Annotated in this window: 12 protein-coding genes; 7 read left to right on the forward strand and 5 right to left on the reverse strand. The window is 58.7% G+C overall.

Features of this window, described 5'->3' with window-relative positions:
• Positions 1–125: 125 nt before the first annotated feature.
• Positions 126–1901 carry a glyoxylate carboligase gene (gene gcl / locus BLU63_RS19775; RefSeq protein ID WP_010456878.1) on the reverse strand — a complete coding sequence of 592 codons (1776 nt, stop codon included), beginning with the start codon at positions 1899–1901 and terminating at the stop codon, positions 126–128.
• Positions 1902–2168: 267 nt separating this feature from the next.
• Here gcl and BLU63_RS19780 point away from each other — a divergent pair, with 267 nt between their 5' ends.
• Together BLU63_RS19780 and BLU63_RS19785 are read left to right on the forward strand one after the other, a co-directional pair.
• Complete coding sequence (locus BLU63_RS19780; RefSeq protein WP_083376003.1) at positions 2169–2609, forward strand: GlcG/HbpS family heme-binding protein; 441 nt, start codon at positions 2169–2171, stop codon at positions 2607–2609.
• Between the two features lie 209 nt (positions 2610–2818).
• A complete protein-coding gene (locus tag BLU63_RS19785) occupies positions 2819–3277 on the forward strand; it encodes an REP-associated tyrosine transposase (RefSeq protein ID WP_010456874.1) in 459 nt (152 codons plus the stop codon).
• A 101-nt stretch (positions 3278–3378) separates the two neighbouring features.
• Here the strand turns inward: BLU63_RS19785 and BLU63_RS19790 are convergent, their stop codons facing one another.
• Positions 3379–3987, reverse strand: a complete 609-nt coding sequence (locus BLU63_RS19790; RefSeq protein ID WP_083376004.1) for a TetR/AcrR family transcriptional regulator — start codon at positions 3985–3987, stop codon at positions 3379–3381.
• A 134-nt stretch (positions 3988–4121) separates the two neighbouring features.
• Here BLU63_RS19790 and BLU63_RS19795 point away from each other — a divergent pair, with 134 nt between their 5' ends.
• On the forward strand, positions 4122–5036 hold the full coding sequence (locus tag BLU63_RS19795) for a DUF808 domain-containing protein (protein WP_010456870.1): 915 nt from the start codon (positions 4122–4124) through the stop codon (positions 5034–5036).
• Positions 5037–5225: 189 nt separating this feature from the next.
• On the opposite strand, the gene BLU63_RS19800 is transcribed toward BLU63_RS19795, so the two are convergent.
• Together BLU63_RS19800 and BLU63_RS19805 are read right to left on the reverse strand one after the other, a co-directional pair.
• Complete coding sequence (locus BLU63_RS19800) at positions 5226–6014, reverse strand: MlaA family lipoprotein (RefSeq protein ID WP_010456868.1); 789 nt, start codon at positions 6012–6014, stop codon at positions 5226–5228.
• Complete coding sequence (locus tag BLU63_RS19805) at positions 6007–7305, reverse strand: serine/threonine protein kinase (protein WP_077748649.1); 1299 nt, start codon at positions 7303–7305, stop codon at positions 6007–6009. The genes BLU63_RS19800 and BLU63_RS19805 overlap by 8 nt, the downstream gene beginning before the upstream one ends.
• A gap of 224 nt (positions 7306–7529) precedes the next feature.
• Between BLU63_RS19805 and BLU63_RS19810 the strand changes: the two genes are divergently transcribed.
• Positions 7530–7898, forward strand: a complete 369-nt coding sequence (locus BLU63_RS19810) for a hypothetical protein (protein ID WP_083376005.1) — start codon at positions 7530–7532, stop codon at positions 7896–7898.
• A gap of 120 nt (positions 7899–8018) precedes the next feature.
• Here the strand turns inward: BLU63_RS19810 and BLU63_RS19815 are convergent, their stop codons facing one another.
• The gene (locus BLU63_RS19815) at positions 8019–9614 is read right to left on the reverse strand and encodes a glycoside hydrolase family 17 protein (protein WP_083376006.1); all 1596 of its coding nucleotides are present in this window, start codon (positions 9612–9614) and stop codon (positions 8019–8021) included.
• Positions 9615–9913: 299 nt separating this feature from the next.
• Between BLU63_RS19815 and BLU63_RS19825 the strand changes: the two genes are divergently transcribed.
• The 3 genes from BLU63_RS19825 to BLU63_RS19835 all read left to right on the forward strand — a co-directional run bounded on the left by BLU63_RS19825 (position 9914) and on the right by BLU63_RS19835 (position 13003).
• A complete protein-coding gene (locus BLU63_RS19825) occupies positions 9914–10765 on the forward strand; it encodes a glycine betaine ABC transporter substrate-binding protein (RefSeq protein WP_083376007.1) in 852 nt (283 codons plus the stop codon).
• Between the two features lie 271 nt (positions 10766–11036).
• Positions 11037–11348, forward strand: a complete 312-nt coding sequence (locus BLU63_RS19830; protein WP_010456859.1) for a DUF485 domain-containing protein — start codon at positions 11037–11039, stop codon at positions 11346–11348.
• On the forward strand, positions 11345–13003 hold the full coding sequence (locus BLU63_RS19835) for a cation acetate symporter (protein WP_010456858.1): 1659 nt from the start codon (positions 11345–11347) through the stop codon (positions 13001–13003). Before BLU63_RS19830 ends, BLU63_RS19835 begins: the two co-directional genes overlap by 4 nt.
• The last annotated feature ends 639 nt before the right edge of the window (positions 13004–13642 follow it).

Consider the following 13642-nt stretch of genomic DNA (forward strand, 5'->3'; position numbering starts at 1 on the left):
GGCGAGGGAGCTTGCTCCCGCTCGGCTGCGAAGCAGTCGCAAAGCTTTTGGGGCCGCTTCGCGACCCAGCGGGAGCAAGCTCCCTCGCCACACAGGCGCGCTCCCACAGTGGGAACGATCAGCAGTTAATCGAGCAGCGAAATCGCCGTTGGCGCATCGTTGCCGACCAGCGCCAGGTCTTCGAATTCATTGACGGCGTTGATCTCGGTGCCCATGGAAATGTTGGTCACGCGCTCCAGAATAATCTCGACGATCACCGGCACCTTGAACTCTTCGATCAGCTCTTGAGCCTTGCGCAGGGCAGGCTGGATCTGACCCGGTTCGAACACCCGCAGCGCCTTGCAACCGAGGCCCTCGGCCACCGCGACGTGGTCGACACCGTAACCATTGAGTTCCGGGGCGTTCAGGTTATCGAAGGACAGCTGTACGCAGTAGTCCATGTCGAAACCGCGCTGGGCCTGACGAATCAACCCCAGGTACGAATTGTTGACCACAACGTGGATGTACGGCAGCTTGAACTGCGCGCCCACCGCCAATTCCTCGATCATGAACTGGAAATCATAGTCGCCCGACAGCGCCACGACCTTGCGGGTCGGATCGGCTTTGACCACGCCCAGTGCTGCCGGAATGGTCCAGCCCAACGGGCCGGCCTGGCCGCAGTTGATCCAGTGACGAGGCTTGTAGACGTGCAGGAACTGCGCGCCGGCAATCTGCGACAGACCGATGGTGCTGACGTAACAGGTGTCTTTGCCGAACACCTGGTTCATCTCTTCGTAAACCCGTTGCGGCTTGACCGGCACGTTGTCGAAGTGAGTCTTGCGCTGCAGGCTGGCTTTGCGCTGCTGGCAGTCTTGCAGCCAGGCGCTGCGGTTTTTCAGTTTGCCGGCGGCTTGCCATTCGCGAGCGACTTCGATGAACACGGTCAACGCGGCCGCGGCGTCGGAGACGATGCCCAGGTCCGGGTTGAACACGCGGCCGATTTGCGTCGGCTCGATGTCGACGTGAATGAACTTGCGGCCTTCGGTGTACACATCGATCGAACCGGTGTGGCGGTTGGCCCAACGGTTACCGACGCCCAACACCACGTCGGACTTGAGCAGGGTGGCGTTGCCGTAACGGTGCGATGTCTGCAAACCGACCATGCCGACCATCAGCGGGTGATCGTCCGGGATGGTGCCCCAGCCCATCAGGGTCGGGATCACCGGGATACCGGTCAGCTCGGCGAATTCCACCAGCAACTCGCTGGCATCGGCATTGATGATGCCGCCACCGGCCACCAGCAATGGACGCTCGGCCTGATCGAGCATGGCCAGGGCCTTCTCGATTTGCACACGGTTAGCGGTTGGCTTGGCCAGCGGCAGTGGTTGGTAGGCATCGATGTCGAATTCGATTTCAGCCATCTGCACGTCGAACGGCAAGTCGATCAGCACCGGGCCTGGACGGCCGGAGCGCATTTCATAGAAGGCTTTCTGGAACGCATACGGCACCTGGCCCGGTTCCATGACGGTGGTTGCCCACTTGGTCACTGGTTTGACGATCGCGGTGATGTCGACAGCCTGGAAGTCTTCCTTGTGCATACGGGCGCGGGGGGCCTGGCCGGTAATGCAAAGAATCGGGATCGAGTCGGCCGAGGCGCTATAGAGCCCGGTGACCATGTCGGTGCCGGCCGGGCCGGAGGTGCCGATGCACACGCCGATGTTGCCGGCCTTGGTGCGGGTGTAGCCCTCGGCCATGTGCGAGGCACCTTCAACGTGGCGCGCGAGGACGTGATCGATGCCACCAACCTTCTGCAAGGCGGAGTACAGCGGGTTGATCGCGGCGCCCGGGATGCCAAAAGCGGTATCAACCCCTTCACGGCGCATCACCAGAACGGCGGCTTCGATTGCTCTCATTTTGCTCATGGTTTTGTGCCTCTTACGTTTTGTAATTGTATACAAGTGGCTTTGCGCAGAGTGTATTCACGGCGGACGGCGCAGGTCAATCCATTTTCTCAAGCGACTGTTTCATTCGTCGGAAGCCCGTTCTGCTGTGGCTTTTCGTCGCATGTGGCGCTTTTCGATAATTATTGTATACAAAAAAATAACTCATTGTGTTCTATTTGTTGCATCGGACTGCGACGCAAGCGCGCAGTCCACTGGCTTTCCCTATAACAAAATGAGGACGGCACCATGAGCGCTTTAACCTTGAAAGTTGCAGTCAACCTGATCGATCAGGCCATCACCGCTGGGCGTACTATCTCCGCGGCTCCACTGACCATCGCGGTGCTGGATGCCGGCGGGCACTTGATTACCTTGCAGCGCGAAGACGGCGCCAGCCTGCTGCGCCCGCAAGTCGCCATCGGCAAAGCCTGGGGCGCCATCGCCCTCGGCAAAGGCTCACGCCTGCTGGCGCTGGACGCCCAACAACGACCGGCGTTCTTTGCCGCGCTGAACAGCCTGGGGCAGGGCAGCGTCGTGCCGGCACCGGGCGGCGTGTTGATTCGGGATCAGGACGGGAATGTGCTGGGGGCGGTGGGGGTCAGCGGGGATCTGTCGGACGTTGACGAGCAGTGCGCGATCAGTGCGATCGAGGCGGTGGGGTTGAGGGCGGATGCGGGGGTTACTGCTTGATTTGGGGTGACTGATTAATCGCTATCGCGAGCAGGCTCACTCCTACAAGGATCGGGGTTGGACACAAAATGTCTGAACACCACAAACCCCCTGTAGGAGTGAGCCTGCTCGCGATAGCTATCTACCTGACACATCCAGCCAAAAGTTTGTCCCGTCTTCCTTAATCCACAGGACTAGCCTTTTCCTGACCTGATCATGGGAGGCAAGGAATGCCGGATTTACCTGCTGCACACCGATTGCGAGTCGGGCGCTATGCCGAAGCCAGCCGGATTTATTTGTTAACCAGCAATACACTTCACAGGATCCCGGTTTTCAAGGATTTTGCCTTGGGCAGGCTGGTCGTCGATCAATTTCGAAATGCGCAGAATCTAGGCTTGGCGAACTCACTGGCGTGGGTAGTCATGCCCGATCATTTTCATTGGTTGATTGAATTACAGCAGGGCTCTTTGAGCGAGTTGATGCAAAAGACCAAGTCGATGAGTACCAAAGCGGTGAAGCAGCGTACCGGTCGAAATATTAGCCTCTGGCAGAGAGGATTCCATGATCGGGCACTTCGGCGGGAGGAGGATTTGGTGAAGTTGGCGAGGTATGTCGTGGCCAACCCGTTGCGGGCTGGACTGGTGGAGAAACTGGGCGATTATCCGTTGTGGGATGCGATTTGGGTTTGAGTTGGGACCGTATCGCCTCGATCGCGAGCAGGCTCACTCCTACAGGGGAATGCATTCCAAATGCAGGAGTGAGCCTGCTGACGATAAGCCGCAGCGCAGTCTCACTGATCCGGCTCACACCCCTTCAGCACCAGCCGAATTATCGTCTGCGCCGCCGCTTCATAGTCCTCTTCATCCAGCTTGGCCTTGCCAGTAATGGCCGTGATCTGCCAGTCAAAGTCAGCATAGGTCTGCGTCGCGGCCCAGATGCTGAACATCAGGTGGTTAGGGTCGATTGGGGCGATCTGGCCGCGGTCGATCCAGGTCTGGATGCAGTCGATGTTGTGCTTGGCCTGGCCGTTGAGCTGTTCGACCAGGTCGGCACTCAGGTGCGGGGCGCCGTGCATGATTTCGCTGGCGAATACCTTGGAGGCGAAAGGCAAGTCGCGGGAGATGCGGATTTTCGAGCGAATGTAGCCACTCAGCACTTCGCTGGGCACACCGTCGGCGTTGAACGGCGTCGACGCCTGCAGAATCGGCTCGATGATGCTTTCCAGGACCTCGCGGTAGAGGTTTTCCTTGGATTTGAAGTAGTAATAGACGTTGGGCTTGGGCAATCCCGCCTTGGCTGCGATATCACTGGTTTTGGTCGCTGCGAAGCCCTTGTCGGCAAATTCTTCACTGGCGGCACGCAGGATCAGTTCTTTGTTGCGCTCGCGGATAGTGCTCATAAACCAGGGGGTTCCTTGCCTGTTCTGGCGGTTGCGCATGGTATCACCGGCCTCGCGCGGCACTCAAGAATGCCCCGTGTGGCGCTCGGTCGCGCTATGCTGCGCGGCATTCATTCAAGAAGGAAACCTGATTTATGGCAGGAAGCAGTTTGCTGATGCTGATCGACGACATCGCCGCCGTTCTCGACGATGTGGCGTTGATGACCAAAATGGCCGCCAAGAAGACCGCCGGCGTGCTCGGCGACGATCTGGCGCTCAATGCCCAGCAGGTCAGCGGCGTGCGTGCCGAACGGGAAATACCGGTCGTTTGGGCCGTGGCCAAGGGCTCGTTTCTCAACAAACTGATCCTGGTGCCGTCGGCGCTGGCGATCAGCGTGTTCATCCCGTGGCTGGTCACCCCACTGTTGATGGTCGGTGGCGCCTACCTGTGTTTCGAAGGTTTCGAGAAACTCGCCCACAAATTCCTGCACAGCAAGGCTGAAGATCAGGCCGAACATGCCGAGCTGGTCGAAGCGGTGGCCGATCCTGCTGTTGATCTGGTGGCGTTCGAGAAAGACAAGATCAAGGGCGCTATCCGCACCGACTTCATCCTGTCGGCGGAAATCATCGCCATCACCCTCGGCACCGTGGCAGATGCGTCGTTGACTCAGCAGGTTATCGTGCTGTCGGGTATTGCCATCGTCATGACTATCGGTGTCTATGGCCTGGTGGCGGGTATCGTCAAGCTTGATGATCTCGGCCTGTGGCTGACCCAGAAGCCCGGGCAGATGGCCAAAAGCATCGGCGGCGGGATTCTGCGCGCAGCGCCGTACATGATGAAAGGCCTGTCGGTGATCGGCACTGCAGCAATGTTCCTGGTGGGCGGCGGGATTCTGACCCATGGCGTGCCGGTGGTTCATCACTGGATTGAGAGCGTCAGTGCAGGGGCGGGCGGTGCCGGGTTTATCGTGCCGACGTTGCTGAATGCGGTGGCGGGGATTGTGGCCGGAGCTGTGGTGCTGGCGGGTGTGATGGTCGCCAGCAAAATCTGGAAAACACTGAAAGGCTAGAAGCTGGGCACTTTCCAAGTGTGGGAGCGAGCCTGCTCGCGATAGCGGTGTTTCAGTCAGCATAGATATTGACTGTGCTGGCCCCATCGCGAGCAGGCTCGCTCCCACATTGGTTTTTTGGTGTTTGAGAGACCTCATAAAAAAGGCCATTCGACGCGAATCGAATGGCCTTTTTTGTTGCCGATGAAATTACTCGGCGATCTGCAACTTGCGTGACTCGGTGTACACGTAGCGCACCTTCTCATACTCGAACGGCGAGTTCAGCTGGCCGTAGCGGAAGCTGTTCTGGTAGCGCTTGTCGACGCCGCGCAGGGCCCAGACCTCAGGATGGTTGGAGCTGACTTCCGAGACGTTCAGGAAGTTGATCGCCGATTCGGCGCTGAAGTCCACCACCAGGCCGCCGGTGTCGCGGATGTTCGACGGGCCGAGGATCGGCAACACGAAATAAGCGCCGCCCGGTACACCGTAGAAGCCCAGGGTCTGGCCGAAGTCTTCGCTCTGGCGCGGCAGGCCCATGGCCGTGGCCGGGTCCCACAGGCCGGCGATGCCGATGGTGGTGTTGAGCAACAGGCGTGCGGTGGTTTCCATCGAACGCTTGCCCTTGAACTGCAGCAGGCTGTTCATCAGGTTCGGCACATCGCCGATGTTATTGAAGAAGTTGCTCACTCCGGTGCGCAGGAAACTCGGGGTGATGTAGCGATAACCGTCGACTACCGGCAGGAACACCCATTGGTCGAAGCGGTAGTTGAAGTGATAAACCCGGCGGTTCCACTCTTCCAGCGGGTCGTAGACGTTCAGCGCATTGAGCGTGGAACGTTCGAACTCGCGCTGATCCAGCCCCGGGTTGAACTTGAGTTTGCTCAGCGGTTCCTTGAAACCGTCACTGTCGACCACGACAGGTGCGTTGGCTTTGCTGTTGTCGGCATTGGCGACGCCTGCACAGAGTAACGCAGCGATAAGCAGGAGGTATTTAGCCACGGAAGAACTCCAGCATAGCGTCGCTGTTGACGCGGTAATTTAGGTTGCCGCAATGGCCGCCCAGTGGATAAACGGTCAAGCGGTCGCCGAAAGTCTTGCGCAGGAAACCGAGGTCGCCAGGGCCGAGGATCACGTCGTCGGCGTTGTGCATGACGGCGATTTTCGGGCTGTCGTGCAGGTAATCCTTGAGGGCATACAGGCTGACTTGGTCGATCAGTTGCAGCAGGCTGCCGCCGTCGGTGCGGGCGCGCCACATCGGGATCACTTGCTCGGTGATGTAGCAGTCGAAGTCGCATTGCAGCGCACGCTTGAGGAACGGCGTGAGGCTGGTGCCTTCGGTGATCGGGTATTTCGGCGGGGTGATCAGGCCGCGACGATTGATCAGGTCCGAGGTGAAGGCAATGTCGGCCGCCGAAAAGCGGAACGAAGTGCCGATCAGCATGGCCATCTGCTCGTTGGTCAGGTGCTGCTTGGACTGCTGGAAGTCGTAGAGCAGGGCATCGTTGAGGTCGATGTAGCCTTTTTGCTGGAAGTAGCGAGTCAGTTTGTTCAGCACCAGTTCATAAAACGTGGTGCTGTTGTTGATGCCCTTGACCTCGGTCTGGACCAGCTTGTCCAGGTTGGTGATCGAGGTGTAGAGGTTGACCGGCGGGTTGAGCAGCAAGACTTTCTTGAAGTTGAAGCTGCGACGGGTTTCGTCCAGGTGCGCGACGAAGGCTGCGTCCAGCGCGCCCAGGCTGTAACCGGTCAGGTAGTAATCGGTGACGGCAACGTGCGGGTTTTGCGCCCGGACAGCCTGCATCACCCGGTACATGTCTTCGGCGTCTTCCTTGGTGATACCCGGTGTGGCAAAGCGTGAGGCCGCGCTCATAAAGTCGAAACTGGTGGGCGACGACAGTTGCACCACGTGATAACCGGCCTTGTAGTAGAGCTTTTTCAGGTATTCATTGAGGCTGCTGTCATAACGCGCACCGGTGCCGGCGATCAGGAAGATCAGCGGCGCAGCCTTGTCCTGAGTGGCAATACGATAGGTCAGCTTTTTGACCGGCCAGAAATTGTCTGGCAGTTCGAATGCACGCTCCGGGCGCAGAGTCACGCTGCGAGTCTGCTGATCGATGTCGTCGTCCAGCGGTAACTCCGGGCGCAGGTCCGGCGGAGTCGTGGCAATGGTCGCCTCGAACGGGTTGGTCAAGGGGTAGCCATAACTGGCGGCGTCGATATCGACCGCCAGTGCGGACGCACTCAAAATAAGGCCGCCAAACAGGGCGGCGAAGCGCAAGGAACGGAGCATGACTAGATCCCTTAGAGGAAGGTGCCGAATGAAGTTCGCAGGCTATGACCACGGGGTTTGCGCCAAAGTGCCATGCTGCGGCACCAATCTGGGCGAATTTCGGATCAATAGTAGGTGGACGATACACTTTGCAGCTATTTCGTGACTAATTATCTGTTACGCGCGTTTGCTTAGCGCTGCCGGAGGATTAAGCTGGCCGCCGTTTTCGTTTATTGGAGTGCTTCATGTCCCGCCGTCTGCCCGTGATTCTGCTACTCGTTCTGCTGCCATTATGGCTGGCCGCCAGTTATGGCGCGCGTTATGGCTTTATGGAGGATGCGCAGTGGGTTGGCATCTGCGTGGACGAGGCGAGCCGCTGGGAATGCCAGATTCGTTCGAACCTGGGCTTGATGATTCACTTCAAGGTGTTGGGCTTTGCTGCACTGGCCGCTGCGATCATCGGGTTTGTGGTGCCGGGCCGGGCAGGGTGGTGGCTGGCGGTGCTGGCGCTGCTGTTCGGGTTTCCGGCGCTGGCGTTGTACAACACGACCTTGGCCGTTTTTGCGGTGGTGATTGCCGGGTTGCGGCTGGTCCGGGCCTCCCGTAGCGCCTGATAGTCCGTCTTCGCGGGCAAGCCTCGCTCCTGCAGGATCTTCGTCGTACACAACATCTGTATTCGCCGAACCTGTGGGAGCGTGGCTTGCGCGCGAAGAGGCCACCAGCTGCGCTGAAGATTACGCCTTGCGAACCCGCAAACAGCGCCACAACATCGCCACCATCAAAACACTCACCAGCGCCCAACCCCAGGCTTGCTGGTTCTGCAACCCTTCACGGAACAGCTGCGGTGCAATGCCGGCGCCAATGATGAAGGTCAGCAGGGCGATTTCACGGCGCGCCGCGCTCACTGGGCGGCACAGGTAAACCAGCGCCGGCAGTATGAAGGCGACACTTGGAAAGCTGCGATAACGCGGGTCGATCACCAGCTCAAGCATCATCACCGCCGCCGCAAAACCTGCTCCGGCGACCAGCCAGCCTGCTCGACGCTCCAGTGCATTGAACGCCCGCTCACGCCAACCGGTACGAGCGCTCAGCGTCAATGCGGCATGCGCCAGCACCAACAGATTCAACCCCGTCAGCAACGCCACCCACAACCATTCACTGGCAAAGCGCGTCGTGACCCGCGCCAGATCACCCCAGGCGCCAATCGAGCACGCCGCCAGTGCGCCGAGCAGCGGCAGCACCAGTGCAGCGCGGGTGGTGCGTACACGCCCGCCAAGGATCAGCGTGCCAAGAAAAATCAAACCGCCAACGGCCAGCCACTGCGACCAGTACGGCACGTTCGACACGGGACCGGCCAGCACGCCCTTGTCCTGGCGATCGGCATCGAACAGCCCCCAGTAACCACCGACCGCACCTTCGCTGGCGCGCTTCCAGGGCTGGTCGAAAGCTTCGATCAGGTTGTAATGCCAGCCTTGCTGCTCGGCCATGATGACAAAACCGCGAATGAACTTGGCTTCGTTAACCCGGCTCGGCAGGGCGGTTTCGCGCTGACGGCCTTCGCTCGGCCAGCCGGTTTCGCCAATCACCACGTCCTTGGGCGCGAATTTGTTGCCGAACACCTGACGCACTTCGGCCACATGCTGCAGCGCGGCGTCGATGTTCGAGGGATCATCTTCCCAGTACGGCAGCAAATGGATGGTCAGGAAATCCACTGCCGGGGCGATTTCCGGGTGCTTGAGCCAAAACTCCCAGACATCGGCGTAAGTCACCGGTTGCTTGACCTGGCTTTTGACTTTATTGATCAGTTTTGCCAACTGCGCACCCGTGACTTCCTTGCGCAGCAGGGTTTCGTTGCCGACGATCACCGAGGTCACCACGTCCGCGTTGGCGTTGGCCGAGGCGATCAGCAGGTCGACTTCTTTCTCTGTGTCCACCGGGTTGCTGTTGACCCAGGCGCCAATCATCAGTTTCAAACCATGCTTGCGCGCCAGGTCGGGCAACGCCTCGAGGCCGGTCATGGAATAGGTGCGGATGCACTCGAAGCTTTTGGCCAGCAGCGCGAGGTCGGCGTCCATGCGCTCGGGGCGCAACTTGAACGGCACGTCGAACGGCGACTGGTCCTTGTCGAACGGGGTGTAGGAGGCGCATTGCAGCTTGTGCGTCGCGCTGGCCACGTCCGGCAGAATCACCGGTTTGCCAAGGCCGTACCAAAAGCCGCCAAGGGCAAACAGCCCCAGCAGGCAAGCGAAGAGATAAGCCAGAAAAGGAAAGCGGGAGGTCGCGGGCATGGTCAGGCCGTCTGGGAGCAAAGCCGCGCATGTTACCTTCATTTGCCCCGCGCTAGGGGGCTTGCATGATTTTGACATGCAAAGTTCGGGCGGATTGGTCGGCGCACTCCAGGCGGTCGTGATTAATGGCGTTCTGATGTCGTTTCTCGATGCCTTGAGGTCGCTGACAGCACAGGTTCCGGTTGTCGTCAGGTTGATTATCGAGGCATCAGTGCTCTCATGGAAAATCACGCTGATGTTCGAACGAGTTTGCGGTGGGCGTGATGGGGGCGCTGTGCACCATAACAATACGTTGACGCGACTCGGCACCCGTCGAGCGCAGCACTTTCGGGGAAGTAACGATGAAGATGCGACGACTTTTAGGCGCAGGTGCCGCTCTGGTGCTCACGATTGGTTCCACAATGGCCAATGCCGAGAGCAAAACCCTGAGCATCGGTTACGTTGACGGTTGGTCCGACAGCGTCGCGACCACGCATGTGGCCGCCGAAGTGATCAAGCAAAAGCTGGGTTATGACGTGAAACTGCAAGCCGTCGCCACCGGGATCATGTGGCAGGGTGTGGCCACCGGCAAACTCGACGCCATGTTGTCCGCCTGGCTGCCGGTGACTCACGGCGAATACTGGACCAAGAACAAGGATCAAGTCGTCGATTACGGTCCGAACTTCAAGGATGCAAAAATCGGCTTGATCGTGCCGGAGTACGTCAAGGCTAAAACCATCGATGACCTGAAAACTGACGACACCTTCAAAAAACGCATCGTCGGCATCGACGCCGGTTCGGGCGTGATGCTTAAAACCGAGCAGGCGATCAAGGATTACGATCTGACCGGGTATCAACTCAAGGCCAGTTCCGGCGCCGGCATGATTGCCGAGCTGACCCGTGCCGAGAAGAAAAACGAATCCATCGCTGTGACCGGTTGGGTACCGCACTGGATGTTCGCCAAGTGGAAACTGCGCTTCCTGGACGACCCGAAAGGCGTTTATGGCGCGGCTGAAACCGTGAACAACATCGGCAGCAAAGAACTGGCCACCAAGGCGCCGGAAGTTGCCAAGTTCCTGAAGAACTTCCAGTGGGCCTCGAAAGACGAAATCGGCGAAGTCATGTTGGCGATTCAAGACGGCGCCAAGCCTGACGCCGCGGCGAAAGATTGGGTGGCCAAACACCCTGAGCGCGTTGCAGACTGGATCAAGTGATTTGAGCTGACGGCTCTAGTCAGCACCTCTCAAGGCCCCTTGGCATATTGCCAACGGGCCTTTTGTTTTTTTTGTAGGAGCCAGGCTTGCCGGCGAAAGCGATCGTGAGGACGCCTTCGCCGGCAAGCCTGGCTCCTACAAAAGTTGCGTCACACCAGAAAATGGCGATTCTGTCATGTCGTTCTAATACTAAGGTCGTCTGGAACCTGCCCCGCAGCCGCATAGAGTGGATAACGTTCCAACTTTAATCTGTGCTGCGAGGATAAAAACAATGAACGACAGCATTTACCTCTCGATTCAAAACAGCCCGCGCTTCAAGGAGCTGGTTAGTAAGCGAGAAAGGTTCGCCTGGATTCTTTCGGCGATCATGCTTGGGCTTTACTCCGGATTCATCCTTTTGATTGCTTACGGGCCGCATATTCTGGGAGCGAAAATCAGCCCCGATTCTTCGATTACCTGGGGCATACCGATTGGTGTCGGGCTGATTCTCTCGGCCTTTATCCTGACAGCAATCTATGTACGACGCGCCAATGGCGAATTCGACGACCTGAATAATCTGATTCTCAAGGAGGCTCAGCAATGATCCGGCGTCTATTGGCTCTATTGAGCGTTGCAGCATTCGCACCGGGTGCCTGGGCGGCTGAAGCCCTGACCGGCGCGGTTCAGAAACAACCGCTGAACGTCGCCGCGATCCTGATGTTCGTGGCGTTCGTCGGCGCGACTTTGTATATCACCTACTGGGCTTCCAAGAAAAATAACTCGGCGGCCGACTACTATGCGGCCGGCGGCAAGATCACCGGTTTCCAGAATGGTCTGGCGATTGCCGGTGACTACATGTCCGCGGCGTCCTTCCTGGGTATTTCCGCCCTGGTGTTCACTTCCGGCTACGATGGCCTGATCTACTCGATCGGCTTCCTGGTGGGTTGGCCGATCATTCTGTTTCTGATCGCCGAGCGCCTGCGTAACCTGGGTAAGTACACCTTTGCCGATGTGGCGTCCTACCGCCTTGGGCAAACCCAGATTCGCTCGCTGTCCGCTTGCGGTTCGCTGGTGGTGGTTGCGTTCTACCTGATCGCGCAAATGGTCGGGGCCGGCAAGCTGATCCAGTTGCTGTTCGGACTGGATTACCACGTAGCAGTGATCCTGGTCGGCGTCCTGATGTGCATGTACGTGCTGTTCGGCGGCATGCTGGCGACCACTTGGGTGCAGATCATCAAGGCTGTGCTGTTGCTGTCCGGTGCCTCGTTCATGGCGCTGATGGTGATGAAGCACGTCAACTTTGACTTCAGCACACTGTTCTCCGAGGCGATCAAGGTTCACGCCAAAGGCGAAGCGATCATGAGCCCCGGCGGTCTGGTGAAAGACCCGGTCTCGGCGTTCTCCCTTGGCCTGGCATTGATGTTCGGTACCGCTGGCCTGCCGCACATCCTGATGCGCTTCTTCACCGTGAGTGACGCAAAAGAAGCTCGCAAGAGCGTGCTGTATGCAACCGGCTTCATTGGCTACTTCTACATCCTGACTTTCATCATCGGCTTCGGCGCGATCCTGCTGGTCAGCACCAACCCGGCCTTTAAAGATGCTGCTGGCGCGCTGTTGGGCGGCAACAACATGGCGGCGGTGCACCTGGCCAACGCGGTGGGTGGCAGTATTTTCCTGGGCTTTATCTCGGCGGTAGCGTTTGCGACCATTCTGGCGGTGGTTGCCGGTTTGACCCTGGCCGGTGCTTCGGCGGTGTCTCACGACCTGTATGCCAGCGTGATCAAGAAAGGCAAGGCCAACGAGAAGGACGAGATCCGTGTCTCGAAAATCACCACCATCGCTTTGGCAGTGCTGGCGATCGGCTTGGGCATTCTGTTCGAAAGCCAGAACATCGCGTTCATGGTGGGTCTGGCGTTCTCCATCGCAGCGAGCTGTAACTTCCCGGTGCTGTTGCTTTCCATGTACTGGAAGAAGCTGACCACTCGCGGTGCAATGATCGGCGGCTGGTTGGGTCTGGTGAGTGCGGTTGGTTTGATGGTGCTGGGTCCAACCATCTGGGTGCAGATCCTGCATCACGAGAAGGCTATCTTCCCGTATGAGTACCCGGCGCTGTTCTCGATGGCCATTGCGTTTATCGGGATCTGGTTCTTCTCGATCACTGACAAGTCGGCGGCTGGCGTTAATGAGCGTGCGCTGTTCTTCCCGCAGTTTGTTCGTTCGCAGACCGGTTTGGGGGCGAGTGGGGCGGTTTCTCACTAAGGCTTCGGGTTTGTCTGTGTAAGTTGCGTTAAACGAAAAATGCCCTGGTCGAGAGATCGGGGCATTTTTTTTGTTGGCGATGGTATTTGGTGTAGGAGCGAGGCTTGCCCGCGAAGGCGGCCTGACAGCCGACCTGTCTCTCTCAGGTGTATATATCCATTTCTGCGGTAACGGCGGCTGGCGGTTTCGCCCTTACGGCGAGTCCCTTTTGTCAAACGCCACAAAAGGAACCAAAAAGTCTCGCCCCAAGCGTCCGGCCCCTCGCTAAGGCTCGGCGTACCTTCGCTCCGGTATCCATCCGGGGACACTGCCCTCCGGTCTGCTTCGCGACGACCTACATGCAGCGTGTTCGACTGCGTCGAACGGCGCTGCGCGCCACTCCCCGGATGAACACCTCCACTCAGCCTCCCGAAAGGGGCGGGTGGATCAAGATCAAAAGCAGGCGAGCTAACGCTCGGCCTGATGAGTGGTGAAAATCAAAAGCTGTACGCCGAACTCTTGTAGGAGCGAGGCTTGCCCGCGAAGGCGGCCTGACAGCCGACCAATCTCTTGCAGGTACACACATTCCACTGTAGGAGTGAGCCTGCTCGCGATGGCGGCCTGACAGCCGACCATTTTTTTGCGGATGTACACCAAACC

It is taken from the genome of Pseudomonas mandelii, from assembly GCF_900106065.1.
Lineage (GTDB): Bacteria > Pseudomonadota > Gammaproteobacteria > Pseudomonadales > Pseudomonadaceae > Aquipseudomonas > Aquipseudomonas mandelii.